The 24,517-nt window shown below is 64.0% G+C and carries 22 protein-coding genes; 17 read left to right on the top strand and 5 right to left on the bottom strand.

Annotation, left to right across the window (positions count from 1 at the left end; all coding sequences use genetic code 11):
- The first annotated feature begins 160 nt into the window (after positions 1-160).
- A complete protein-coding gene (gene purD, locus R3355_RS17690) occupies positions 161-1,450 on the top strand; it encodes a phosphoribosylamine--glycine ligase (RefSeq protein ID WP_318962387.1) in 1,290 nt (429 codons plus the stop codon).
- Positions 1,451-1,763: 313 nt separating this feature from the next.
- Positions 1,764-4,511, top strand: coding sequence for a hybrid sensor histidine kinase/response regulator (locus tag R3355_RS17685; protein WP_318962386.1), 2,748 nt, complete (start codon positions 1,764-1,766; stop codon positions 4,509-4,511).
- Between the two features lie 16 nt (positions 4,512-4,527).
- Here R3355_RS17685 and R3355_RS17680 read toward each other — a convergent pair whose 3' ends face one another.
- Together R3355_RS17680 and R3355_RS17675 are read right to left on the bottom strand one after the other, a co-directional pair.
- A complete protein-coding gene (locus R3355_RS17680; RefSeq protein WP_318962384.1) occupies positions 4,528-5,604 on the bottom strand; it encodes an exo-alpha-sialidase in 1,077 nt (358 codons plus the stop codon).
- 68 nt (positions 5,605-5,672) lie between these two features.
- Positions 5,673-5,942, bottom strand: a complete 270-nt coding sequence (locus tag R3355_RS17675) for a MoaD/ThiS family protein (protein ID WP_318962383.1) — start codon at positions 5,940-5,942, stop codon at positions 5,673-5,675.
- 221 nt (positions 5,943-6,163) lie between these two features.
- Here R3355_RS17675 and R3355_RS17670 point away from each other — a divergent pair, with 221 nt between their 5' ends.
- From R3355_RS17670 to ureC, 11 genes are all read left to right on the top strand, one after another.
- Positions 6,164-6,760: a MarC family protein gene (locus tag R3355_RS17670; protein ID WP_318948767.1), complete on the top strand. Its 597-nt coding sequence runs from the start codon at positions 6,164-6,166 to the stop codon at positions 6,758-6,760.
- 195 nt (positions 6,761-6,955) lie between these two features.
- Positions 6,956-8,224: an urea ABC transporter substrate-binding protein gene (gene urtA / locus R3355_RS17665; protein WP_318962382.1), complete on the top strand. Its 1,269-nt coding sequence runs from the start codon at positions 6,956-6,958 to the stop codon at positions 8,222-8,224.
- Between the two features lie 124 nt (positions 8,225-8,348).
- Positions 8,349-9,920, top strand: a complete 1,572-nt coding sequence (gene urtB / locus R3355_RS17660; RefSeq protein ID WP_318962381.1) for an urea ABC transporter permease subunit UrtB — start codon at positions 8,349-8,351, stop codon at positions 9,918-9,920.
- The gene (gene urtC, locus R3355_RS17655) at positions 9,920-11,011 is read left to right on the top strand and encodes an urea ABC transporter permease subunit UrtC (RefSeq protein ID WP_318962379.1); all 1,092 of its coding nucleotides are present in this window, start codon (positions 9,920-9,922) and stop codon (positions 11,009-11,011) included. The genes urtB and urtC overlap by 1 nt, the downstream gene beginning before the upstream one ends.
- Positions 11,008-11,859 carry an urea ABC transporter ATP-binding protein UrtD gene (gene urtD, locus R3355_RS17650; protein WP_318948763.1) on the top strand — a complete coding sequence of 284 codons (852 nt, stop codon included), beginning with the start codon at positions 11,008-11,010 and terminating at the stop codon, positions 11,857-11,859. The genes urtC and urtD overlap by 4 nt, the downstream gene beginning before the upstream one ends.
- Before the next feature lie 110 nt (positions 11,860-11,969).
- On the top strand, positions 11,970-12,668 hold the full coding sequence (gene urtE, locus R3355_RS17645; RefSeq protein ID WP_318962378.1) for an urea ABC transporter ATP-binding subunit UrtE: 699 nt from the start codon (positions 11,970-11,972) through the stop codon (positions 12,666-12,668).
- Between the two features lie 94 nt (positions 12,669-12,762).
- On the top strand, positions 12,763-13,602 hold the full coding sequence (locus R3355_RS17640) for an urease accessory protein UreD (protein WP_318962377.1): 840 nt from the start codon (positions 12,763-12,765) through the stop codon (positions 13,600-13,602).
- A 3-nt stretch (positions 13,603-13,605) separates the two neighbouring features.
- On the top strand, positions 13,606-13,908 hold the full coding sequence (ureA, locus tag R3355_RS17635; RefSeq protein WP_172143556.1) for an urease subunit gamma: 303 nt from the start codon (positions 13,606-13,608) through the stop codon (positions 13,906-13,908).
- 152 nt (positions 13,909-14,060) lie between these two features.
- On the top strand, positions 14,061-14,555 hold the full coding sequence (locus tag R3355_RS17630) for a GNAT family N-acetyltransferase (protein ID WP_318962375.1): 495 nt from the start codon (positions 14,061-14,063) through the stop codon (positions 14,553-14,555).
- A gap of 7 nt (positions 14,556-14,562) precedes the next feature.
- Positions 14,563-14,868: an urease subunit beta gene (locus R3355_RS17625; protein ID WP_318948353.1), complete on the top strand. Its 306-nt coding sequence runs from the start codon at positions 14,563-14,565 to the stop codon at positions 14,866-14,868.
- Positions 14,869-14,954: 86 nt separating this feature from the next.
- Positions 14,955-16,655, top strand: a complete 1,701-nt coding sequence (ureC, locus tag R3355_RS17620) for an urease subunit alpha (protein ID WP_318962374.1) — start codon at positions 14,955-14,957, stop codon at positions 16,653-16,655.
- A 76-nt stretch (positions 16,656-16,731) separates the two neighbouring features.
- Here ureC and R3355_RS17615 read toward each other — a convergent pair whose 3' ends face one another.
- The gene (locus tag R3355_RS17615; protein ID WP_318962373.1) at positions 16,732-16,998 is read right to left on the bottom strand and encodes a DksA/TraR family C4-type zinc finger protein; all 267 of its coding nucleotides are present in this window, start codon (positions 16,996-16,998) and stop codon (positions 16,732-16,734) included.
- A 295-nt stretch (positions 16,999-17,293) separates the two neighbouring features.
- Between R3355_RS17615 and R3355_RS17610 the strand changes: the two genes are divergently transcribed.
- On the top strand, positions 17,294-18,019 hold the full coding sequence (locus R3355_RS17610; protein WP_318962372.1) for a TorF family putative porin: 726 nt from the start codon (positions 17,294-17,296) through the stop codon (positions 18,017-18,019).
- Between the two features lie 87 nt (positions 18,020-18,106).
- Here the strand turns inward: R3355_RS17610 and R3355_RS17605 are convergent, their stop codons facing one another.
- A complete protein-coding gene (locus R3355_RS17605; protein ID WP_318962447.1) occupies positions 18,107-18,970 on the bottom strand; it encodes an oxaloacetate decarboxylase in 864 nt (287 codons plus the stop codon).
- 314 nt (positions 18,971-19,284) lie between these two features.
- Between R3355_RS17605 and R3355_RS17600 the strand changes: the two genes are divergently transcribed.
- The 3 genes from R3355_RS17600 (at position 19,285) to R3355_RS17590 (ending at position 21,844) form a co-directional block, all read left to right on the top strand.
- The gene (locus R3355_RS17600) at positions 19,285-19,998 is read left to right on the top strand and encodes a VC0807 family protein (RefSeq protein WP_318962371.1); all 714 of its coding nucleotides are present in this window, start codon (positions 19,285-19,287) and stop codon (positions 19,996-19,998) included.
- A gap of 55 nt (positions 19,999-20,053) precedes the next feature.
- Positions 20,054-20,506 carry a YqaA family protein gene (locus R3355_RS17595; protein ID WP_318948344.1) on the top strand — a complete coding sequence of 151 codons (453 nt, stop codon included), beginning with the start codon at positions 20,054-20,056 and terminating at the stop codon, positions 20,504-20,506.
- A 72-nt stretch (positions 20,507-20,578) separates the two neighbouring features.
- Complete coding sequence (locus R3355_RS17590) at positions 20,579-21,844, top strand: Hsp70 family protein (RefSeq protein ID WP_318962369.1); 1,266 nt, start codon at positions 20,579-20,581, stop codon at positions 21,842-21,844.
- Positions 21,845-21,997: 153 nt separating this feature from the next.
- Here the strand turns inward: R3355_RS17590 and R3355_RS17585 are convergent, their stop codons facing one another.
- Positions 21,998-24,331, bottom strand: coding sequence for a YgiQ family radical SAM protein (locus R3355_RS17585; protein ID WP_318962367.1), 2,334 nt, complete (start codon positions 24,329-24,331; stop codon positions 21,998-22,000).
- Positions 24,332-24,517 lie beyond the last annotated feature (186 nt).

Raw genomic sequence — 24,517 nt, 5'->3', positions numbered from 1 at the left:
AACCCAGAGCGCATTGCATCTACCGGCTTCATTGCGACCTCGAGATTTGTTTCGTAGGTTGGGTGGAGCGCAGCGATACCCAACACCGCTTTCGTAGGGTGGATAGCGCTTTTCCTATCCACCAAACGGGCCCCGGGCCCGCCTCCATAAGGAGAACCCCATGAACGTACTGATCATCGGCAGCGGCGGGCGCGAGCACGCGCTGGCCTGGAAAGTCGCGCAAGACCCGCGCGTCGCCAAAGTCTTCGTCGCCCCGGGCAATGCCGGTACCGCCACCGAAGCCAAGTGCGAGAACGTCGCCATCGACGTGCTGGCCCTGGAGCAACTCGCCGACTTTGCAGAAAAGAACGTACAACTGACCATCGTCGGCCCGGAAGCGCCGCTGGTTGCCGGCGTGGTCGACCTGTTCCGCGCGCGCAAGCTGGATGTCTTCGGCCCGAGCGCCGGCGCGGCGCAGCTGGAAGGCTCGAAAGCCTTCACCAAGGACTTCCTCGCCCGCCACAAGATCCCCACCGCCGATTACCAGAACTTCACCGAAGTCGAGCCGGCCCTGGCCTACCTGCAAAAGGTCGGCGCGCCTATCGTGATCAAGGCCGACGGTCTGGCCGCGGGCAAAGGCGTAATAGTCGCCATGACCCTGGGCGAAGCCGAAGACGCGGTGCGCGACATGCTCGCCGGCAATGCCTTCGGCGAAGCCGGCTCGCGGGTGGTGATCGAGGAGTTCCTCGATGGCGAGGAAGCCAGCTTTATCGTCATGGTCGATGGCAAGAACGTATTGCCGATGGCCACCAGCCAGGACCACAAGCGCGTCGGCGACGGCGACAGCGGCCCCAACACCGGCGGCATGGGCGCCTACTCGCCGGCACCGGTGGTCACCGCCGAGGTGCACCAGCGGGTGATGGACGAGGTGATCTACCCCACCGTCAACGGTATGGCCAGCGAAGGCAACGTCTACACCGGCTTCCTCTACGCCGGGCTGATGATCGACAAGGCCGGCAAGCCGAAAGTCATCGAGTTCAACTGCCGCTTCGGCGACCCGGAAACCCAGCCGATCATGGTGCGCCTGGAGTCGTCGCTGGTGCTGCTGGTCGAAGCCGCGCTGGCGCAGGCGCTGGACAAGGTCGAAGCGCGCTGGGACCCGCGTCCGACGGTCGGCGTGGTACTGGCCGCCGGCGGCTACCCGGGCGATTACGCCAAGGGCGAGGTGATCGAGGGCCTGGCCGATGCCGCCGCACTGGAGGGCAAGGTGTTCCATGCCGGTACCGCACTCAAGGACGGCAAGGTGGTCACCGCCGGCGGCCGGGTACTCTGCGCCACGGCCATTGGCGCCAGCGTGGCCGACGCCCAGCAGCAGGCCTACCGCCTGGCGCAGAAGATTCGCTGGAATGGCTGCTTCTACCGCAGCGACATCGGCTACCGCGCGATTGCCCGCGAGCGCGGCGAGGCATAACGGTGGACTGAACCCGGTAACTGTTGCAACTCGCTTTCGAAGGGTGGGCTAAAGCGGATCACTGCCCAGCCCACCCTGCGCTTGCGCACAACGGGCACAGAACCTTGATCAAGCGCCGGGCATTACAGGTAGTAATGCACCACGATTCAGGCGACGCGGCATGCCCAGCCGTCGTTTTCACAGCGTCTGGACTGGCCATCCTGGCCATATTCCGCTACACAACGGCTTGGTTATAATCTGGCCACTTATCTTTCAAAGGGAATTCAGCGTGCGCGGGCTCAGGATTGCCACAGGACTACTCATCGGTTTGCTCATGGCCTGCCTGTTGCCGACCGCCATGGCCGAGAGCGTACCAGGCGCAGCTGACGGCCAGCCCGGACACTGGTCGTATCTGCTCGACCCGGGTGCCTCGCTGACCCTGGAGGATGTGCGGGCACGCCGCCAGCAGTTCCAGCCCCTGAGCCAACAGGCCTTCACCTTCCCACCCAGCGAGCAGGCCGTCTGGCTGCATATCGAGCTGCCGCGCAACCAGCAGCCGAGCTGGCTGTGGATCTTCGCTCCGCGCGTGCAGTACCTCGACTACCACCTGTTGCGCGATGGCACTCTCGAGCGCGAAATCCGGACCGGCGAATCCAGGCCGATGAGTGCGCGACCGCTCGACTCCCGCGCCTACCTGATGGCGCTGCCCAACGACGGCCAGCCCCGCGAGGCCTATGTACGCATGACCTCGAACCATCCGTTGATGGCCTGGTTCCAGATCATCGACGAAGCCGGGCTGGTGGCCCAGGAAAAACCCGCCTACGTCTTCGGTGCACTGCTCGGCGGCCTGCTGCTGCTGACCCTGTATAACCTCATCCGTTTTTTCTACAGCCGCGCCACCTGCTGCCTGTGGCTGAGCGCCCTGCATGCCGGCCTGGCGGTCTGTGCAGCGGCCAATCTCGGCCTGTTTGCCGTATGGGTGCCCAGCCAGAGCTACAACCAGTCGCTGGTCGCCGACTTGTCGGCGTTGCTGGCGGCCTTCTGCCTGCAGGCCTTCTGCCTCGGTTTCATGCGGCACATACCGGCCCAGCCGGGCAGGCTCAAGCACCTGCTGCAGGGCATCGCCGGGCTGACCCTGGGCGTCGCACTGGTGATCGCCAGCACCGGCCTGCTCTGGCACAGCACCCTGATCTACCTGCTGGTCCTGCTCAGCACCTTGAGCGTCTTGCTGGTAGCCAGCTGGCTCTGGTACGGCGGTTATCAGCCCGCGCGCTTCATCGTCGTCGGCATGCTGGTGTTCACCCTCGGCTTCAGCGCCTGCATCCCGATACTGCTCGGCCTCGACCAGCTCAACCCCGGCTGGCTGGTGATCGCCGTCTTCGGCATCGCCACTCTCGGCGGCATCTTCCTCAGCCTCTCGCTCGCCGAGCGGCAACGACAGATCCAGCGTACCAACCTCAGCGAACACACCGCACTGGCCGCCAGCTCGGCCGAACTCAGGACCAAGGCCGAATTTCTCGCCAAGATCAGCCATGAGATCCGCACACCGATGAACGGCGTACTGGGCATGACCGAGTTGTTGCTCGGCACCCCCCTGTCGGCCAAGCAGCGCGATTACGTGCAGACCATCCACAGTTCGGGCAACGAACTGCTGTCCCTGATCAACGAGATCCTCGACATATCCAAGCTCGAATCCGGGCAGATCGAGCTGGACGACGTGCAGTTCGACCTCAATGCGCTGATCGAGGACTGCCTGGACATCTTCCGCGCCAAGGCCGAGCAGCAGAAAGTCGAACTGATCAGTTTCATGCAACCCCAGGTACCACGGGTGATCAGCGGCGACCCGACGCGTTTGCGCCAGACCTTGCTGAGCCTGCTCGACAACGCCTTCAAGCAGACCGACGAAGGCGAAATCCTCCTGGTCGTGGCACTTGAGACCGGCGGCGAGCAGCCGCGCTTGCGCATCGCCGTGCAGGACAGTGGCCGCCCGCTGCTGGCCAGCGAGCGCGATGCCCTGCTCAATGCCGAACTGCACAGCAAGGACTTCCTCGCGGCGACCACGCTCGGTGCCCGCCTCGGCCTGATCATCGCCCGCCAACTGGTGCGCCTGATGCACGGCGATTTCGGCATCCAGAGCGGCACGACCCAGGGCTCGACCCTGTGGCTGACCCTGCCCCTGGATAGCCAGCGTCTCGAACAGCCCACCGCCGATCTCGATGGTCCGCTGCAGGGCGCACGCCTGCTGGTGGTGGATGACAACGACACCTGCCGCAAAGTCCTGGTGCAGCAATGCAATGGCTGGGGCCTGCAGGTCAGCGCCGTGCCCTCGGGCAAGGAAGCCCTGGCCCTGCTGCGCACCAAGGCGCACATGCGTGAGTACTTCGACGTGGTACTGCTCGACCAGGACATGCCCGGCATGACCGGCATGCAGTTGGCGACGAGAATCAAGGAAGACCCCAGCCTCAATCACGACATTCTGCTGATCATGCTCACCGGCATCAGCAATGCACCGAGCAAAATCATCGCACGCAATGCCGGAATCAAACGCATCCTGGCCAAGCCGGTAGCCGGCTACACCCTAAAAACCACCCTGGCCGATGAACTGTCCCAGCGCGGCGGTGACAGCTCGCCGTTCACGCCGACCCTGGTCAGCGCCCCGCTGGATGTACCGAGCGATTTCCGCATCCTGGTCGCCGAAGACAACAGCATCTCGACCAAAGTGATCCGCGGCATGCTCGGCAAACTCAACCTGCAGCCGGACACCGCCAGCAACGGCGAGGAAGCCCTCAAGGCGATGAAGGCGCAGCACTACGACCTGGTGCTGATGGACTGCGAAATGCCGGTGCTCGACGGCTTCTCCGCCACCGAACAACTGCGCGCCTGGGAAGCCGCCGAGCAGCGCCCGCGCACCCCGGTAGTGGCATTGACCGCGCATATCCTCAACGAACACAAGGAACGGGCCCGGCAGGCCGGTATGGACGGCCACATGGCCAAGCCGGTGGAACTTTCGCAATTGCGCGAACTGCTCGAATACTGGATCGCCCAGCGCGAGATCCGCCAGCCGCGCGAGGCCCTGCCCTGAACCAGCCGGCGGCGTTTCAGGCAAAGCGCAACGCATAAATCGGCGGCAGATTGCCGGCCAACGCCTGCCAGCTGTCGCCCTGGTCATCCGATAGCCACAGATGACCGGTGGTCGAGCCCATCGCCAGGCGCTGGCCGCTCTCGTCCACCTCCAGGGCATGGCGATAGACCAGGTCGAAGCAGTCGGCTTGCGGCAAGCCCTGGCTCAAGCTCTCGAAACTCTGCCCGCCATCGCGGGTGCGGGTCACCAGCAGACGCCGGCCCACCGGCACCCGGCATTCATCCTTCACCGCCGGCACGAACCAGGCAGTTTCCGGCTCGCGGGGGTGCACCGCCAGGGCGAAACCGAAGCTCGAGGGCTCGACCTCGAGCAGCTCCTGCCAGTGCATGGCATCGTCGCGGGACAGGAAGATACCGTTATGGTGCTGCACCCACAGGGTCTCGGGCGCGGCCGGGCACGCCAGCATGCGGTGCGGGTCCTGGATCTCCGGGGTCTGCGCCAGTTCCGCCGGCATATAGGCGGCGCGCATGCCCTGGGTGCGGCAGGCCCAACTGACGCCGTCGTCGTCGCTGCACCAGACCCCGCCGCAGGACACCGCCACGCGCAACCGCGCACTGTCGCGCGGGTCGACGCAGATCGAGTGGATGCCCGGCTGATCGTAACCGCCACCGAACCATTGGGCCCGCTCCGGACGCTGCCACAACGCCTGGTTCAACTGCCAGGAGTCGCCGTGATCCGGCGAGTGGAACAAGGCACCCGGCAGAGTGCCGGCCCACAGGCTGCCGGGTCGATCGGCGCCGCCGCCCTCCAGCGACCAGATCATCGTCACCGACGGCCCTTCGCCCTCCCCCTCGGCGGCGAAGGCCGGCGCGGCGATCTCCTGCCAGTGCTGCCCGGCATCCGTCGAGCGCCATAGTTTCGGGCCGAAATGCCCCAGGTTGAGGGCCGCGTACAGATGACCGTCGCGGCGATCGGCCAGGATCATGCTGACCGGCTCGCCGAGAAAGTCCGTGCGCGCCAGGCGCCAGTTCCCGCCAGCGCGGGCGAAGGTCAGCAGGCCCTTGCGCGTAGCCACATAAAGCAAATCCGCCATATCGATCTCCTTCCAGCAGGCGGTTGAAAAACCACCTGCGTTGCCGATACTGCGTTAAAAACGGCCTGCTAGCCGCCGGAAAGCGCCTGCACCACATAGACTTCGCTGTCGGCGCCGACCCTGTCGCTCAGGTGCCGGCGGTCATCAATCCGCTCGCCATCGACGAAGATCGCCACATGCCGGCGCACCTGCCCCTGATCGTCCAGCAGGTAGCCGCGCAGCCGCGGATTGACGGCGAACACCTCGGCCAGCACGGCGGCGACCGTGTCGCCCGTCACCGTGCACGACGCCACATCGAGGTGACGCTGCAGGTTGGGGGTGAAGCTGATACGTGCCATCCGCAGCTCCCGGCATGCGGCCGTTGTAACCAGTGGTTAACCCAACAGGTATAGCCGACGCCGTTCCCCGGCTGCGCTTCGGCTGCCGAACGGTTGCCTGGCGTACGTACGCAATTACCGCAGCGGGCACTGGAGATCGAGCCGACAATCCCGGATCATGCAGGCGCCGCCGGCGTTGCCGGCCACGCCCCCCTTTTTATCCAAGAGACGAGTCCACCCCCATGGCGTCCGAGCTGTTCAGTCTGTATCTGAAGTTACTGGTGCTCTACAGCCCGTTCTTCGTGTTGTCCTGCTTTATTGGCCTGAGCCGTGGCTATACGGTCAAGGAACGCAAACGCCTGGCCTGGAAGGTCGCCGCCGGCGTACTGATTTCCAGCCTGCTGTTGTACCTGTTCGGCAAGCACATCTTCACCCTGTTCGGCATCACCATCGACGCCTTCCGCATCGGCGCCGGCAGCGTGCTGTTCATCTCGGCCCTGGGCATGGCGCAGGGCAAGTCGGCGGTGCAGAGCGACAACGTGCAGCAGGACGTGACCATAGTGCCGCTGACCATCCCGTTGACCGTCGGCCCCGGCACCATCGGTGCCCTGCTGTTGATGGGCGCCAGCCAGCCGCACTGGGACGACAAGCTGCTGGCGGTAGTCGGCATCGCCCTGGCCAGCGCCACCGTCGGCGTGGTGTTGTACCTGTCCAACCAGTTCGAACGCCTGCTCGGCGATCAGGGCCTGCAGATCGTCAGTCGCCTGATGGGCCTGTTCGTCTGCGCCCTGGCCGCGCAGATCATCTTCACCGGGGTGAAGAACTATCTGGAGCTTTAACTTGGTGCGGCGCCGCATCTGCAGCGCACTTCAGCGCAACGGATGCACCAAAGCTGCGCACCAAAGCCTCGCGCGACCCCTGAGCAAGATGAATAAAACCACTGAAATCAAACTCTTGCGCTGATTGGCACGGATGCTGCCATTGGACTGATGACCCTTAGGTCTCACCCAACAGTTGCGCACGGAGCCATAACAATGAAACGCCGTCCCCTGCTGAAATCGACGATTGCCGCCAGCGCCCTGCTGTTAAGCGGTTTGTTCCCCTTCACCGTGCAGGCCGCCGAAACCATCAAGGTCGGCATCCTCCACTCGCTGTCCGGCACCATGGCCATCTCGGAAACCTCGCTGAAAGACATGGCGCTGATGACCATCGACGAGATCAACGCCAAGGGCGGCGTGCTCGGCAAGCAACTGGAGCCGGTAGTGGTCGATCCGGCCTCCAACTGGCCGCTGTTCGCCGAGCGCGCCCGCCAGTTGCTGACCCAGGACAAGGTCGACGTGACCTTCGGCTGCTGGACCTCGGTGTCGCGCAAATCCGTGCTGCCGGTCTACGAAGAACTCAACGGCTTGCTGTTCTACCCGGTGCAATACGAAGGCGAAGAGCTGTCGCCGAACGTCTTCTACACCGGCGCGGCGCCCAACCAGCAGGCCATTCCGGCGGTCGAGTACCTGATGAGCGAAGACGGCGGCGCGGCCAAGCGCTACTTCCTGCTCGGCACCGACTACGTCTACCCGCGCACCACCAACAAGATCCTGCGCGCCTTCCTGATTTCCAAAGGCGTGGCCGAGAAGGATATCGAAGAGGTCTACACCCCCTTCGGTCATAGCGACTATCAAACCATCGTCGCCAACATCAAGAAGTTCTCCGCCGGCGGCAAGACCGCGGTGATCTCCACGGTCAACGGCGACTCCAACGTGCCGTTCTACAAGGAGCTGGCCAACCAGGGCCTGGAAGCCACCGACGTACCGGTGGTGGCCTTCTCGGTGGGCGAGGAAGAACTGCGCGGCATCGACACCAAGCCGCTGGTCGGCCACCTGGCCGCCTGGAACTACTTCCAGTCGGTGGAAAACCCGGTCAACAGCGAGTTCGTCGACAAGTGGAAGGCCTACGCCAAGGCCAAGAGCCTGCCGGGAGCCGACAAGGCGGTAACCAACGACCCGATGGAAGCCACCTATGTGGGCATCAACATGTGGGCACAGGCCGTGGAAAAAGCCGGCACCACCGATGTCGACAAAGTGCGCGATGCGCTGGCCGGCCAGACCTTCGCCGCGCCGAGCGGCTACACCCTGACCATGGACAAGACCAACCACCATCTGCACAAGCCGGTGATGATCGGTGAAATCCAGGATGACGGGCAGTTCTCCGTGGTCTGGGAAACCAGCAGCCCGATCCGCGCCCAGCCGTGGAGCCCGTATATCGAAGGCAACGACAAGAAGCCGGATTACGCGGTGAGGTCGAACTAAGCGACTTCGTAGCCCGGATGCAATCCGCGGAGCAGCTAGCCTCGGATTGCACCCGGGCTACGGTGAGCGCCCTCTTTCCTGCTTCGGCGAGGGGGTTTCCACTGTAGTCCCAAGGTTCCCTGATATGCCCACTGCCTTGTACCGCTTTTTCCTGTTTCTGATCCTGCTGCTGCCGCTCGCCAGCCATGCCGGCGATGCCGCCGAGTTCACCGCAGCCAGCTCGTCCAAACAGGCCAAACTGCTGGAGAACTGGGCCGCCGCGCCCGACTCAGCACGCCTGCCACTATTGCAAGCCTTGCAACAAGGTCGCGTCGCCAGCGATGGCGACAAGACGCCCTTTATCGAAGACGCCGGCAGCTACCAGGCCATCGAAGGTACCGCCGAGCCCGTTGGCACTCCGCGCAAACTGCGCCTGAACAACCGTCTGCGCGGGTTGATAGGCACCGCCCTGGCCAGCCATCAGTTGCTCGCCGAAGACGCAAGCGTGCGCCTGGCCGCCGCCCAACACCTGCAGAAACGCGCCAAACCGGCGCAACTCGCCTTGCTCGACGCCCGCCTCGCCAGCGAAACCGATGACGGCGTGCGCGATGCCCTGACCCTGGCCCTGGCCAACCTGCAACTGGTCGACCGCGACCCGGCGATCCGTCTGGCTGCCGTGCGCCTGCTCGGTGAGACCGGCGACCCGCTGGCCCGCACCCGCCTGGAAACCCTGCTCGACCCAGCAGTGGAGCAGGACGAAACGGTACGCACCGCTGCGCAAACCAGCCTGGCCCAGGTCAAGCGCAAACTGTTGATCGGCGAACTGCTCGGCCAGGCCTTTAGCGGCCTCAGCCTGGGTAGCATCCTGCTGCTGGCGGCGCTGGGCCTGGCCATCACCTTCGGCCTGCTCGGCGTGATCAATATGGCCCATGGCGAGATGCTGATGCTCGGCGCCTATTCCACTTATATGGTGCAGCTGATGTTCCAGCGTTTCGCCCCCGAGGCCCTGGCGTTCTACCCGCTGGTGGCGCTGCCGGTGGCGTTCTTCGTCACCGCAGGCGTAGGCATGGCCCTGGAACGCACGGTGATCCGCCATCTCTACGGCCGGCCACTGGAAACCCTGCTGGCGACCTGGGGCATCAGCCTGATCCTGATCCAGCTGGTGCGGGTGATCTTCGGCGCGCAGAACGTTGAAGTGGCCAACCCCTACTGGCTGTCCGGCGGCATTCAGGTACTGCCGAACCTGGTGCTGCCGTACAACCGCATCGTGATCATCGGCTTCGCCCTGTTTGTGGTGGTGCTGACCTGGCTGCTGCTGAACAAGACCCGCCTCGGCCTCAACGTGCGCGCAGTCACCCAGAACCGCAATATGGCCGCCTGCTGCGGGGTGCCGACCGGGCGGGTGGACATGCTCGCCTTCGGCTTGGGTTCCGGCATCGCCGGCCTCGGCGGCGTGGCCCTGAGCCAGATCGGCAACGTCGGTCCCGACCTCGGGCAGAGCTATATCATCGACTCATTCCTGGTGGTGGTGCTCGGCGGCGTCGGCCAATTGGCCGGTAGCGTGATGGCGGCCTTCGGCCTGGGCATCGCCAACAAGACTCTCGAACCGCAGATCGGCGCCGTACTCGGCAAGATCCTCATCCTCGCGCTGATCATTCTGTTTATTCAGAAACGCCCGCAAGGTTTGTTCGCTCTCAAGGGTCGGGTGATTGACTGATGACTATGCCAATAAATCAAACCCTGCTGGCCCGCGCCAGCGCCAAGCTCGGCCCGCAAGTATCGATCGGTATCGGCCTGCTGGTGCTTGCGCTGCTGATCGCCCTGCCGCTGCTGCACCTGCTGCCGGCGGACAACGCCCTGCACGTCTCTGCCTACACCCTGACCCTGATCGGCAAGATCCTCTGCTACTGCATCGTCGCCCTGGCCCTGGATCTGGTCTGGGGTTACGCCGGTCTGCTGTCGCTGGGCCACGGCCTGTTCTTCGCCCTCGGCGGTTACGCCATGGGCATGTATCTGATGCGTCAGAGCGCGGGGGATGGCCTGCCGGCCTTTATGAGCTTTCTCGCCTGGAGCGAATTGCCCTGGTACTGGTACGGCACCTCGAGTTTTCTCTGGGCCATGTGCCTGGTGGTGCTGGCCCCCGGTTTGCTGGCGTTGGTGTTCGGCTTTTTCGCCTTCCGCTCGCGGATCAAGGGCGTGTACTTCTCGATCATGACCCAGGCCCTGACCTTCGCCGGCATGCTGTTGTTCTTCCGCAACGAGACCGGCTTCGGTGGCAATAACGGCTTCACCGGTTTTACTCGCATCCTCGACTTCGACATCACCGCCGCCGGTACCCGCTCCGTACTGTTCCTCGCCACCGTGGCGCTGCTGGTAGGCAGCCTGTACCTGGGCTTCAAACTGGCGCACAGCAAGTTCGGCCGGGTGCTGACGGCGCTGCGCGATGCCGAGAACCGCCTGATGTTCTGCGGCTACGACCCGCGCGGCTACAAGCTGTTTATCTGGGTCCTGAGCGCGGTGCTCTGCGGCCTGGCCGGCGCGCTCTATGTGCCGCAGGTGGGCATCATCAATCCCAGCGAAATGGCCCCGACCCAGTCCATCGAAGCCGCCGTATGGGTCGCCCTCGGCGGCCGTGGCACCCTGATCGGCCCGCTGCTCGGCGCCGGCCTGGTCAACGGCATGAAGAGCTGGTTTACCGTGGCCTTCCCCGAATACTGGCTGTTCGCCCTGGGTTTCTTATTCATAGTCGTCACCCTGTTCCTGCCGAAAGGCGTTATCGGTTTATTGCGCAAGAAGGGCGAACAATGAGAACCGTACCCGTACCCGAACTCATGCTCGAACCCGTCTTCGACCCGGCCGGCAGCGGCCGCGACGCCATTGGCGCCAGCGCTGTTGCGGCGCAAGGCTTGAACATCCGCCACGGCACCATCCTGACCCTGGAAGAGATCAACGTCAGCTTCGATGGTTTCAAGGCACTGACCGACCTGACCCTGTACATCGGCGTCGGTGAACTGCGCTGCATCATCGGCCCCAACGGCGCCGGCAAGACCACCATGATGGACGTGATCACCGGCAAGACCCGTCCCGACAACGGCGTGGCCTATTTCGGCGAGACCCTCGACCTGACCCAGATGAGTGAAGTCGAGATCGCCCAATCCGGCATCGGCCGCAAGTTCCAGAAGCCCACGGTATTCGAGGCGCTCAGCGTGTTCGAAAACCTCGAACTGGCGCAGAAGACCAGCAAGACGGTATGGGCCAGCCTGCGCGCCAAGCTCAGCGGCGAGCAGAAGGATCGTATCGATGAAGTGCTGCAGACGATCAAGCTCGATGCCTCGCGCCAGCGCCCCGCCGGGTTGCTCTCGCACGGGCAGAAGCAGTTCCTCGAGATCGGCATGCTGCTGGTGCAGGACCCGCAACTGCTGCTGCTCGACGAGCCGGTGGCGGGCATGACCGACGCCGAGACCGAATTCACCGCCGAGCTGTTCAAGTCCCTGGCACGCAAGCACTCGCTGATGGTGGTCGAGCACGACATGGGCTTCGTCGGCTCAATCGCCGACCACGTCACCGTGCTGCACCAGGGCAGCGTGCTCGCCGAAGGCTCGCTGGAGCAGGTGCAGGCCGATGAACGGGTGATCGAGGTTTATCTCGGTCGGTGAGCCAATAGCCGTTGCGGGGTAAGACGTAGGGTGGATGACGCTTTTTTCATCCACCGCGCACACCACACGGTGGATCGGTAAAACGTGATCCACCCTACAAGGACACAACCATGCTGCAAGTCGAACAACTGCACCAATATTACGGCGGCAGCCATATCCTCCGCGGCCTGTCGTTCGAGGCCAAGGTCGGCGAAGTCACCTGCCTGCTCGGCCGCAACGGCGTGGGCAAGACCACCCTGCTGAAATGCCTGATGGGCCTGCTCCCGGCCAAGCAAGGCGCGGTGAGCTGGGAAGGCCAGCCGATCATCACGTTCAAGCCGCACCAGCGCGTGCACGCCGGCATCGCCTATGTGCCGCAAGGGCGGGAAATCTTCGGCCGCCTGACCGTCGAGGAAAACCTGCTGATGGGCCTGTCACGTTTTCCCGGCAGCCAGGCCAAGGCAGTGCCGGAATTTATCTACGAACTGTTCCCGGTGCTGCGCGAGATGCAGCAACGCCGTGGCGGCGATCTCTCCGGCGGCCAGCAGCAACAGCTGGCCATCGGCCGCGCCCTCGCCAGCCAGCCGCGCCTGCTGATCCTCGACGAACCCACCGAAGGCATCCAGCCCTCGGTGATCAAGGAAATCGGCGTGGTGATCAAGAAACTCGCCGAGCGCGGCGACATGGCGATTTTGCTGGTCGAGCAATTCTATGATTTTGCCGCCGAGCTGGCCGACCAGTACCTGGTGATGAGCCGCGGCGAGATCGTCCAGCAGGGCCGCGGCGCGACCATGGACGCCGACGGTGTGCGCCGGCTGGTGGCGATTTGAGACTCACTGTAGGGTGGATGGCGCTCTGCTCATCCGCCACTGCGCTAACAGCTGGTGGATGGATAAAGCGTCATCCACCCTACGAAAAGACCCTATGAACGCATCCGCCCCCGCCGCCCTGTTTACCCCCAGCTGGCATGCCGAGCTGGAGCTGGGCTATGGCCGCGACGGCGACTGCACGCGGCCGACCCTGCGCCGCCATAAAGGCCCGCTGCGGGTGCAGAAGCACCTGTATGGCGAAGGCCCGCAAGTCTGCCAGCACATCATCGTCCATCCGCCCGGCGGCATCGCCGGTGGCGACCGCCTGGATATCAGCGCAACGGTTGGCACAAACGCCTGGGCGCAACTGACCAGCCCCGGCGCGGCCAAGTGGTACCGCGCCGCCGGCCCGGCTTATCAGCGCCTCAAGTTGCGCGTCGAAGCCGGCGCCACCCTGGAATGGCTCCCCCAGGAAACCATCGTCTATTCCGCCGCCCAGGCCGAACTGCACAGCGATATCGAACTGCTCGGCGACGCCAGGCTGCTGTATTGGGACATGGTCGCCCTCGGCCGCCCGGCCAGCGGCGAGCGCTTCGACGCCGGGCACTTTCAATCGCAACTCAATATCCGCCGCGACGGCCAGTTGCTCTGGCACGAACGCCAGCGCATCGAGGGCGGCGACGGCCTGCTCGACTCGCCGATCGGCCTGGCCGGCAAACCGGTATTCGCCACCCTGCTGATCAGTGGCGAAATCGACAGCGAACTGCTCGAACGCTGTCGTACATTAGCCAGCGCGGTGCGCGGCGATTTGAGTCAATTACCCGGCCTGCTGGTGGCCCGCTGCCTGGCCGACGAGGCATTGCACGCCCGCGCCTGGCTGATCGAACTCTGGCGTCTGCTGCGCCCCGCCCTGCTCGGCCGCGAGGCCGTTCCCCCAAGAATCTGGAGCACCTGAACCATGGACCTGACGCCCCGCGAAAAAGACAAACTGCTGATCTTCACCGCCGGCCTGGTGGCCGAACGGCGCCTGGCCCGCGGCGTCAAGCTCAACTACCCGGAAGCCATGGCCTACATCTCCGCGGCCCTGCTCGAAGGCGCCCGCGACGGCCAGACCGTGGCCGAACTGATGCACTTCGGCACCACCCTGCTGACCCGCGACCAGGTGATGGAAGGCATTCCGGAAATGATCCCGGAGATCCAGGTCGAGGCCACCTTCCCCGACGGCACCAAGTTGGTGACCGTCCATCAACCGATAGCCTGAGGAACCCATCCAATGTCTACTGCGCTTGCTCATGCTGCGTTGCAAGTCGGCTCGAATTGCTCATTGACAGGCGTCAACTGCGCATTCTCGCCAACTTGCGCCTTGCCTGAGCTGCGCTCGCTACGACCTTGAATGGATTCCTGGAACGACACATGACAATTCAAGACGCGACCCAAGCCGACCTGCCCGGCATCCTGGCCATCTACAACGATGCAGTGCTGAACAGCACGGCGATCTGGAACGAGACGCTGGTCGATCTGGCCAACCGCCAGGCCTGGCTGGCCGAGCGCAACGCGGCGGGCTTCCCGGTGCTGGTGGCGCACGATGCTTCGGGCGACGTCGTCGGCTACGCCAGCTATGGCACCTGGCGCAGCATCGAGGGTTTCCGCCACACCGTCGAGCACTCGGTGTATGTGCGCAGCGACCAGCGAGGCCAGGGCCTCGGCCCCCTGCTGATGCAGGTGCTGATCGAACGGGCGCAAGCCGCCGGGCTGCATTTGATGGTGGCTGCCATCGAAAGCGAAAACGCCGCCTCGATTCGCCTGCACCAGCGCCTTGGCTTTGTCATAACCGGGCAAATGCCCCAGGTCGGACGCAAGTTCGACCGCTGGCTGGACCTGACCTTTATGCAATTGATCCTGGAGTGACGCACAGATGATTCCCGGCGAATATCAGATCCAGGACGGCGAGATCGAACTCAACGTCGGCCGCCGCACCTTGACCCTGACCGTGGCCAATAGCGGCGACCGGCCGATCCAGGTCGGCTCGCACTATCACTTCTTCGAGACCAACGATGCGCTGACGTTCGACCGGACGAGCACGCGCGGCATGCGCCTGAATATCCCGGCAGGCACCGCCGTACGCTTCGAGCCGGGGCAATCGCGTGAAGTCGAGCTGGTCGACCTGGCTGGGCAGCGCCGGGTGTTCGGCTTTGCCGGCCGGGTGATGGGCGAGCTGTAGCTCAGCGATTTCGTAGGGTGCGCCGCGCGCACCATGAACCCCACAGGACAGCGGTGCGCACAGCGCACCCTACGGGAAGACAGCCAATGAAAATCAGCAGACAAGCCTACGCCGACATGTTCGGCCCCACCGTCGGCGACAAGGTGCGCCTAGCCGATACCGAACTGTGGATCGAGGTGGAAAAGGACTTCACCACCTATGGCGAGGAAGTGAAATTCGGCGGAGGCAAGGTGATACGCGACGGCATGGGCCAGGGCCAGCTCTGTGCCAAGGACGTAGTCGACACCCTGATCACCAACGCGCTGATAATCGATCACTGGGGCATCGTCAAAGCTGACGTCGGCCTCAAGAACGGGCGCATCGCCGCCATCGGCAAGGCCGGCAACCCGGATATCCAGCCGGACGTGACCATTGCCATCGGCGCCGGCACCGAAGTGATCGCCGGCGAAGGCATGATCCTCACCGCCGGCGGCATCGACACGCATATCCACTTCATCTGCCCGCAGCAGATCGAAGAAGCCTTGATGAGCGGGGTCACCAGCATGATCGGCGGCGGCACCGGGCCGGCCACCGGCACCAACGCCACCACCTGCACCCCTGGCCCCTGGCATATCGCGCGCATGCTGCAGGCCGCCGACGCCTTCCCGATGAACCTGGGTTTCACCGGCAAGGGCAACGCTTCGCTACCGGAGCCCTTGATCGAACAGGTCAAGGCCGGCGCCATCGGCCTCAAGCTGCACGAGGACTGGGGCACCACTCCGGCGGCGATCGACAACTGCCTGAGCGTGGCCGACCAGTACGACGTGCAGGTGGCGATCCACACCGACACGCTCAACGAGTCCGGCTTCGTCGAAACGACGCTGGCCGCGTTCAAGGGCCGCACCATCCACACCTACCACACCGAAGGCGCCGGCGGCGGCCACGCGCCGGACATCATCAAGGCCTGCGGCTTTGCCAATGTGCTGCCGAGCTCGACCAACCCGACCCGGCCGTTCACCCGCAACACCATCGACGAGCATCTGGATATGTTGATGGTCTGCCACCACCTCGACCCGAGCATCGCCGAGGATGTGGCCTTTGCCGAAAGCCGTATCCGTCGCGAGACCATTGCCGCCGAAGATATCCTGCATGACCTCGGCGCGTTCTCGATGATCAGCTCCGACAGCCAGGCCATGGGCCGCGTCGGCGAGGTGATCACCCGCACCTGGCAGACCGCCGACAAGATGCACAAACAACGCGGTCCGCTGGAAGGCGACGGCCCAGGCAACAGCAACTTCCGGGTCAAACGCTATATCGCCAAGTACACCATCAATCCGGCGATCACCCATGGCATCGCCCATGAAGTGGGCTCCATCGAAGTGGGCAAATGGGCCGACCTGGTGCTCTGGCGTCCGGCGTTCTTCGGGGTCAAACCGAGCTTGATTTTGAAGGGCGGTGCCATAGCCGCGAGTTTAATGGGCGACGCCAACGCCTCCATCCCCACTCCGCAGCCGGTGCACTACCGGCCGATGTTCGCCAGCTTCGGCGGTAGCCTGCACGCCACCAGCCTGACCTTTATCAGCCAGGCGGCGCTGGATGCCGGCATTCCCGAGCAACTGGGCTTGAAGAAGAAAATTGGCGTGGTCAAAGGCTGCCGCGAAGTGAAGAAGACCGACCTGATCCACAACGACTACCTGCCGAACATCGAGGTCGACCCGCAGACCTACCAGGTCAAGGCCGATGGCCAGCTATTGTGGTGCGAACCGGCGGACGTGCTGCCAATGGCGCAGCGCTACTTTTTGTTTTAGCCGTTGGCGGGTTGCACCCGCCCTACAGATTAGCGCAGCTGCCCCCCCGACCGTCCGTTCAGCATCGCGCCCGCCATCAGCGCAGCTGACTGTCCTTGCTGCCGCGACGGTTATAGCCGCTGAACCGCGCCTGTTCCTGGTCATGCGCTGACTGGCAGGCAATGCACAGGCGCACACCGGGAACAGCCTGACGCCGCGCCTCGGGAATTGCCGCGTCACACTCTTCGCAGTGGCTCAGGCTTTCCCCTCTCGGTAGCTGGCTGCGAGCGCGCTGGACGGCGTCCTCGAGGCTGCTGTCGATCTGCTCCTGCACCGCGCCGTCATTTGCCCAGCCACTGGCCATCACCACCTCCCGCATGCCCGGCGCGGGTACGCCTGGCCATCAGGTCAATATTCAGGTTCGAGTAGATGCCAAGCGCACAGGCTCATCACCACCCTCCATCCTCCGGGCTCGACGCCCATAACGACACTAGCACCGCCCGTCGATCGCTTGCCGCTCAAACGACGGATGGCCCTCGCCCCTGGGCCCCGGTGCTATCCTTGCAACCGCTCTAAATCGGTCGTTGTGCCTTTAACCGCCGGGTGAGTCCCCGCGCTGCGCGCCACCATACCGCTACTCTTCACCGACTCTGGGCATTATGTTGAATAAGATCCTGCTGGCGCTAGCCATACTGCTGAGTATTGCCTGCGTCGCCGAGAGCAATGTGCTGGAACGTGAGGTCGGCGAGTTCGGTCTCAAGCTCGGCACGGCTCCCACCCGCAGCATGGCCCAAGGCCTGGTGCGGCCGACCACTGCGGGCGCGTTCCACGGCGGGCTGGACCTGACCCATGCGAGCGGCTGGTACATCGGGCAATGGTCGCCCAGCGTCGGCCTGAGCGAAGGCAACCAGTTGGAAGTAAATTCCTACCTGGGCCTGGCCCGGCAGCCCTTCGATGGATCCCTTGGCTATGAGCTGGGGCTGATCCGTTACAGCTTTCCGGAAGTCAGCGGGCGGGACCACAACGAATACTATGCCGGCCTGAATCTCGCCGGCAGCCGGCTGGGCGCGGCGCTGAGCAATTCGCTCGGGCGCACCGACAGCACGTTGTTCCTCGATCTCGGTGCGCTCAAGCCATTCGGCGTCGGCCTGCGAATGAAATATGCCAACCATGCACTGGATCAGCCGCACCATCTCGCCAACGGGAGCAGCGTGCGGGTGTTCAACGACTGGTCACTGAACCTGTCGCGGCCCTGGCTCGGCATCCAGCTCGACATGTCCTATACCGGCTCGAGCCTGGGCGGCCCACAGTGCGGCGCCTATTCCGGGCAGAACCTCCGCTGCGATGGCTTGCTGATGTTCAGGGTCGAGCGGCCGCTGTACTGAACGCCGAAGTGCTCATCAGAGGCTGTAAAAATATCGAGCGCCGTAGCGTCGCCGCAGTGGGCGGGAGTTTTTTCACAAGCGCTCGGCTCATTCCTTCACGTCCATGAATTCTTCGGCCCAGGCCAGGTACTCCTCGGGCAGGGTGTACTTGTGGGTCAGCTCGGTGGCGCTGAGATCGCAGGCGTCGACGCCGCGCTGTTCGCGCAGGCAATCGTAGGTGGCCTTGATCGCGGCGAAATAGGCCCCGTGCCCGTTGACCACGATGCGCACGCCGAGCTTGGCCAGACGAGCGTTGTCGCGCAACCTGGGATTGCCATAGGTGACCAGCATCAACGGGATGCTCAACTGTTCGGCGATCTGTTCCAGATGCTCGAAGTCCTGCACGCCCACCAGGCAGATGCCATCGGCGCCAGCGGCCTGATAGGCGCGGGTACGGCGGATCACCTCGTCGACCTCGAGCACTCCGGCGTGGGTGCGGGCGATGATCGCCAACTGCGGATCGACCCGCGCCTGCAGCGCCGCGCGGATCTTGCCCACGCCCTCCTCGACCGAAATCAGGTCGGTGGATTTGCGCCCGAACTGGGCCGGCAGCAGGGTGTCTTCGATGGTCAGGGCAGCAATGCCGGCGCGGTCCAGTTCGCCCACGGTGCGCATCACATTGAGTGCATTACCATAGCCGTGGTCGGCATCGGCAATCACCGGCAGGCGGCTAACCCGGCCAATGCGGGTGGCCTGCTCGACGAACTCGCTGAGCGTGATCAGGGCGAAGTCTGGCGCGCCCAGCACCTGCAGCGAGGCCACCGATCCGCCGAGGATGCCGACCTCGAAGCCCAGATCGGCGGCAATCCGCGCCGATATCGGATCGAATACCGAGGCGCTGTGCTGGCAGGTGTCGCCAGCCAGTAGCGCACGGAAGGCGCGGCGCAGTTCGTGATGGGAAGCTCGTTGCATGATCGGCATAAGACAGTGTCCAAACGGCAGTTGAATCGAAATGGCCGGGCGATGGCTCACCAACCCGGTGGCGCAGGCCTAACCCGCAGCAAGTATCCCGCCAACTCGATGCCACCCGGTACGCGCGCCAGACCAGCTCTCGGAAAGTGGCGGGAACTCGCCAGATCATGGCCCGCGCGGCGTATTTTCGCCACCTACGCGACCGGCTAGTGGCGCCCCCCGGCACAACCTTGTCACAGTCCAACCGACAGTCGGACTGGCGGCCGAAGCCCAAGCAGGCGATCATCAGCACTCATTCCTGCGCCATGAACGACATGACCGATACCACACACAGTTCCACCGCCACACACAAACCCCGTCCGTTTGTGGATTTGCTGATCAGCATCCTGATTCCTTCACTGATCCTCATGAAGCTCAGCGGCGAGTCCAACCTCGGCGCCGACGGCGCGCTGGTCCTGGCGCTGGCGTTCCCCCTCGGCTGGGGCACGTTCGAGCTGGTCAAGTACCGCAAATTCAACTTCATCGCCCTGCTCGGCCTGCTCAGCGTACTGCTGACCGGCGGCATTGGCCTGCTCAAGCTGGACAACCAGTGGCTGGCAATCAAGGAAGCGACGATTCCCGGCCTGATCGGCATCGCCGTGCTGGTGTCGACCCGCACCCGCTACCCGCTGATCCGCACCCTGCTGTTCAATAAAAGCATACTCAATGTCGACAAGATCCATGAGCGCCTGGAACAGGGCGGGCATACCCGGCACTTCGAAACGCGCCTGCTGACCGCCACCTACTGGCTGAGCGGCACCTTCTTCTTTTCCTCGGCAATGAACTATGTACTGGCCAAGTGGATCGTGATCAGCCCATCCGGTAGCGAGGCCTTCAATGAGGAATTGGGCCGGATGAACCTGCTCAGCTATCCGATGATCGCCATCCCCTCGATGATCATGCTGATGGCGATCTTCTATTACCTGTGGCGCACCATTCACGGTCTGACCGGCTTGAAGCTGGAAGAGATCATGGCCCCGCAGGCCTGAGCACGCAGACTGCCGTACAGGCGAGGCTGCGCCCGGCACCCGGGTCAACTGCGGCGTGCTGACGTTCTCTGCCTATCTGGGCCTGTTCTTCTCCGCCTTCGGCGCCGCGACCTTGCTGCCATTGGGCTCCGAGGCGGTGCTGGTCAGCCTGCTGCTCAGCGATGCCTATCTGTCGTGGCTGCTGGTAGCAGTGGCCAGCGTCGGCAATGTTCTCGGTTCGCTGGTCAACTGGACGCTGGGGCGCTACCTCGAACACTTCCGCCAGCGCCGCTGGTTCCCGGTCAGCGAACAGCGCCTGCAACAGGCGCAAGGCTGGTATACGCGCTACGGGCGCTGGTCGCTGCTGCTCAGCTGGCTGCCGATCATCGGCGACCCCTTGACCCTGGTCGCCGGGGTAATGCGTGAGCGCTGCTGGGTTTTCCTGTTGATCGTCAGCCTGGCCAAGACCGCGCGTTACCTGGCGCTGGCCGCTCTGACCCTGGGCTGGGGATCGTTCGTCGCGCCGTAGCGCAATCGACGCAGCATTTGCGCGGCGTATCCCATAGAATGCGCGGCCGTTTTTCTAGGAACAGCGCGACGCATGACTTTCTCCACTCCCGCCCGCGCCTGCGGCATCGACTTCGGCACCTCCAACTCCACCGTCGGCTGGCTGCGCCCCGACGCCGAAACCCTGATCGAACTGGAAGACGGCAAGATCACCCTGCCCTCGGTGGTGTTCTTCAACCTCGAGGAACGCCGCCCGGTCTATGGCCGCCTGGCCCTGCAGGAATACCTGGAAGGCTATGAAGGCCGCCTGATGCGCTCGCTGAAGAGCCTGCTCGGCTCCAAGCTGCTGAAGAGCGAGACCACGGTGCTGGGCAGCGCCCTGCCGTTCAAGGATCTGCTCGGCTTCTTCATCGGCGAACTGAAAAATCGCGCCGAAGCCGTGGCCGGCAGGTCATTCGAGGAAGTGGTGCTGGGCCGCCCGGTGTTTTTCGTCGACGACGATCCGGTCGCCGATCTCGAAGCGCAGAACACCCTGGTGGCGGTGGCGCACAAGCTCGGCTTCAAGGAGGTGTCGTTCCAGTACGAGCCGATTGCCGCGGCCTTCGACTACGAGTCGGGCATCGCCCGCGAAGAACTGGTGCTGATCGTCGATATCGGCGGTGGCACCTCGGACTTTTCCCTGGTGCGCCTGGCGCCCGAGCGCCGCACCCTCGCCGACCGGCATAACGATATCCTCGCCACCGGCGGCGTGCATATCGGCGGCACCGACTTCGACAAGCAGCTCAGCCTGCAGGGCGTGATGCCGCTGTTCGGCTACGGCAGCCGGATGAAGAGCGCCGCGCCCATGCCCACCAGCACCCACCTCAACCTGGCCACCTGGCACACCATCAACGCGGTCTACTCGGCGCAGTCGCAGCGCCAGCTGCAGAGCATGCGCTACGACATCCTCGACCCCACCGGTATCGACCGTTTGTTCAGGCTGATCGAGCGGCGCGACGGGCACTGGCTGGCGATGCAGGTGGAAGACAGCAAGATCGCCCTGACCGAGCAGGACGCGCGGCCCATCGACCTGGGCCGGGTCGAACCCGGCCTGGTCGCCGAGCTGACCCGCGAGCTGTTCGAAAACGCCATCGAGCCGCTGCTCGAACGCGTGCGCGCCAGCGTCACGCAATTGCTCGGCGATGCCGGAGTGAGCGTCGCACAGGTCGATACCGTGTTTTTCACCGGCGGTTCCAGCGGCATCCCGGCCTTGCGCCAGAGCGTCGCGGCAATGCTACCCAACGCCCGTCATGTGGAAGGCAACACCTTCGGCAGCATCGGCAGTGGTTTGGCCATCGAAGCGAAGAAGCGTTACGGCTGAGTACAGCAGACATGGCCCCTTAGCCCGGATAAGCGCCAGCGCAGTCCGGGGAGCAATTTCGGCCGTAGGGTGGATGACGCTGTATCCATCCGCCAATAGCGACACGATGGTGGATGAAAAGAGCGTCATCCACCCTACCCAGCTCTGCCGCTATCAGCGCGGTGCTACGGGCTTCCTCGGCGGCTTCTTGCCTTTGCCCTTGGCGGCATCCGAACGCTCTTTGGCGGCCTGCTGATTGCGCGCCTGGGCGGCGGCCTTGGCTTGCTCGCGCTTGTCCCAGGGGTTGCCGCCCGCGGCACCGGTGTCGCGCGGCGGCAGGCCGGTGTGCTGGGTCAGCAACGGCCGGGGCTTGTCACCTGCGCCACGAGCTGCAGCAGCCCCGCCGACCTTCTTGCTGCCGGCCGGGGTGGAGTTCTTGCGGCGCGCGCTCTGGTAGCTGTCGGTGGCCGGCTGATGCAGCGGAATCAACTGGTTCTTGCCCGGGCCGATCAGGTCGCTACGGCCCATGCGCTCCAGCGCCTCGCGCAGCATCGGCCAGCCTTTCGGGTCGTGGTAACGCAGGAAGGCCTTGTGCAGACGACGCTGCGCCTCGCTCTTGACGATAGGCACGCCGTCGCTCTTGTAGGTGACCTTGCGCAGCGGGTTCTTGCCCGAGTGGTACATGGCCGTGGCGGTGGCCATCGGCGAGGGGTAGAAGGCCTGCACCTGGTCGGCGCGGAAACCGCTGCTCTTTAGCCACAGGGCGAGGTTCATCATGTCCTCGTCGCTGGTGCCGGGGTGCGCGGCGATAAAGTAGGGAATCAGGTACTGCTCTTTGCCCGCCTCTTTCGAGTACTTCTCGAACATGCGCTTGAACTTGTCGTAGCTGCCGATGCCCGGCTTCATCATCTTGTTCAGCGGGCCTTCTTCGGTGTGCTCCGGGGCGATCTTGAGGTAGCCGCCGACATGGTGGGTGACCAGTTCCTTGACGTACTCCGGCGACTCGACGGCGAGGTCGTAACGCAACCCCGAGGCGATAAGGATCTTCTTCACCCCAGGCAGGGCGCGGGCCGAGCGGTACAGCTGGATCAGCGCCGAGTGATCGGTGTTGAGGTTTTCGCAGATGCCGGGAAACACGCAGGACGGCTTGCGGCAGGCGGACTCGATTTCCGGGCTCTTGCAGGCGATGCGGTACATATTGGCGGTTGGCCCGCCAAGATCGGAGATCACCCCGGTAAAGCCCGGCACCTTGTCGCGAATTTCTTCGATCTCGCGGATGATCGATTCTTCCGAGCGATTCTGGATGATCCGCCCTTCGTGCTCGGTGATCGAACAGAAGGTACAGCCGCCGAAGCAGCCACGCATGATGTTGACCGAGAAGCGGATCATCTCGTAGGCCGGGATCTTTTCCTTGCCATAGGCCGGGTGCGGCACACGCGCATAGGGCATGCCGAACACATAGTCCATCTCTTCGGTGGTCATGGGGATGGGTGGCGGGTTGAACCAGACATCCACCTCGCCATGCTTCTGCACTAGGGCGCGGGCGTTACCCGGGTTGGTTTCCAGGTGCAGAACGCGGTTGGCGTGGGCGTAGAGCACCGAGTCGGCGCGGACCTTCTCGAACGAGGGCAGGCGGATCACCGTCTTGTCACGCTCCAGCCGTGGGTGCGCCAGCAGCTGCACCACCTTGGCTTCATTCGGATCTTCGACCGGTCCCTTTTCCTGCTCGATGGCGCAGGCCTGGGTGTCCTGGGTGTTGACGTAGGGGTTGATGATCTTGTCGACCTTGCCCGGCCGGTCGATACGGCTGGAGTCGATCTCCATCCAGTCTTGTGGGGTGTCGCGACGAATGAAGGCGGTGCCGCGAATATCGGTGATCTCTTCGATCTTGTGGCCGTAGGACAGGCGCTGAGCCACTTCGACGATGGCCCGCTCGGCGTTGCCGTAAAGCAGGATATCGGCGCAGGCGTCGATCAGGATCGAATGACGAACCTTGTCCTGCCAGTAGTCGTAGTGGGCGATACGCCGCAGCGAGGCCTCGATGCCGCCGAGCACGATGGGCACATGTTTGTAGGCTTCCTTGCAGCGCTGGCTATATATCAGGCTGGCGCGATCCGGACGCTTGCCGGCCAGGCCGCCGGGCGTGTAGGCATCGTCGGAACGGATCTTCTTGTCGGCGGTGTAGCGGTTGATCATCGAATCCATGTTGCCGGCCGCGACGCCGAAGAACAGGTTCGGCTCGCCGAGCTTCATGAAATCGTCTTTGCTGCTCCAATCCGGCTGGGCGATGATGCCAACGCGAAAACCCTGAGACTCGAGCAACCGGCCAATGATCGCCATGCCGAACGACGGATGGTCGACGTAGGCATCGCCGGTGACGATGATGATGTCGCAGCTGTCCCAGCCGAGTTGATCCATCTCTTCCCGGCTCATCGGCAGGAAAGGCGCCGGGCCGAAGCACTCGGCCCAGTATTTTGGATAGTCGAACAACGGCTTGGCTGCGTGCATGAAAATGACCGAGATGTCAGGATTAAACGGTCGCGGAATATAGCACAAAATTTGACCAAGTCCGACCCTGGCACTGGGACAAATATGTCTGACCGCGCTCAGCCCTGAAACGCGTCATTTGTGATCACAGGCGCACTTATGGCTATACTCGGCCGACACGTCATCGGTAGCGGTGACGGGCACAAG

It is taken from the genome of Pseudomonas sp., from assembly GCF_033723075.1.
Taxonomy (GTDB): Bacteria; Pseudomonadota; Gammaproteobacteria; order Pseudomonadales; family Pseudomonadaceae; genus Aquipseudomonas.
The sequence above is the reverse complement of the archived record's forward strand: the minus strand, read 5'-3'. Positions and strand labels throughout refer to the sequence as shown.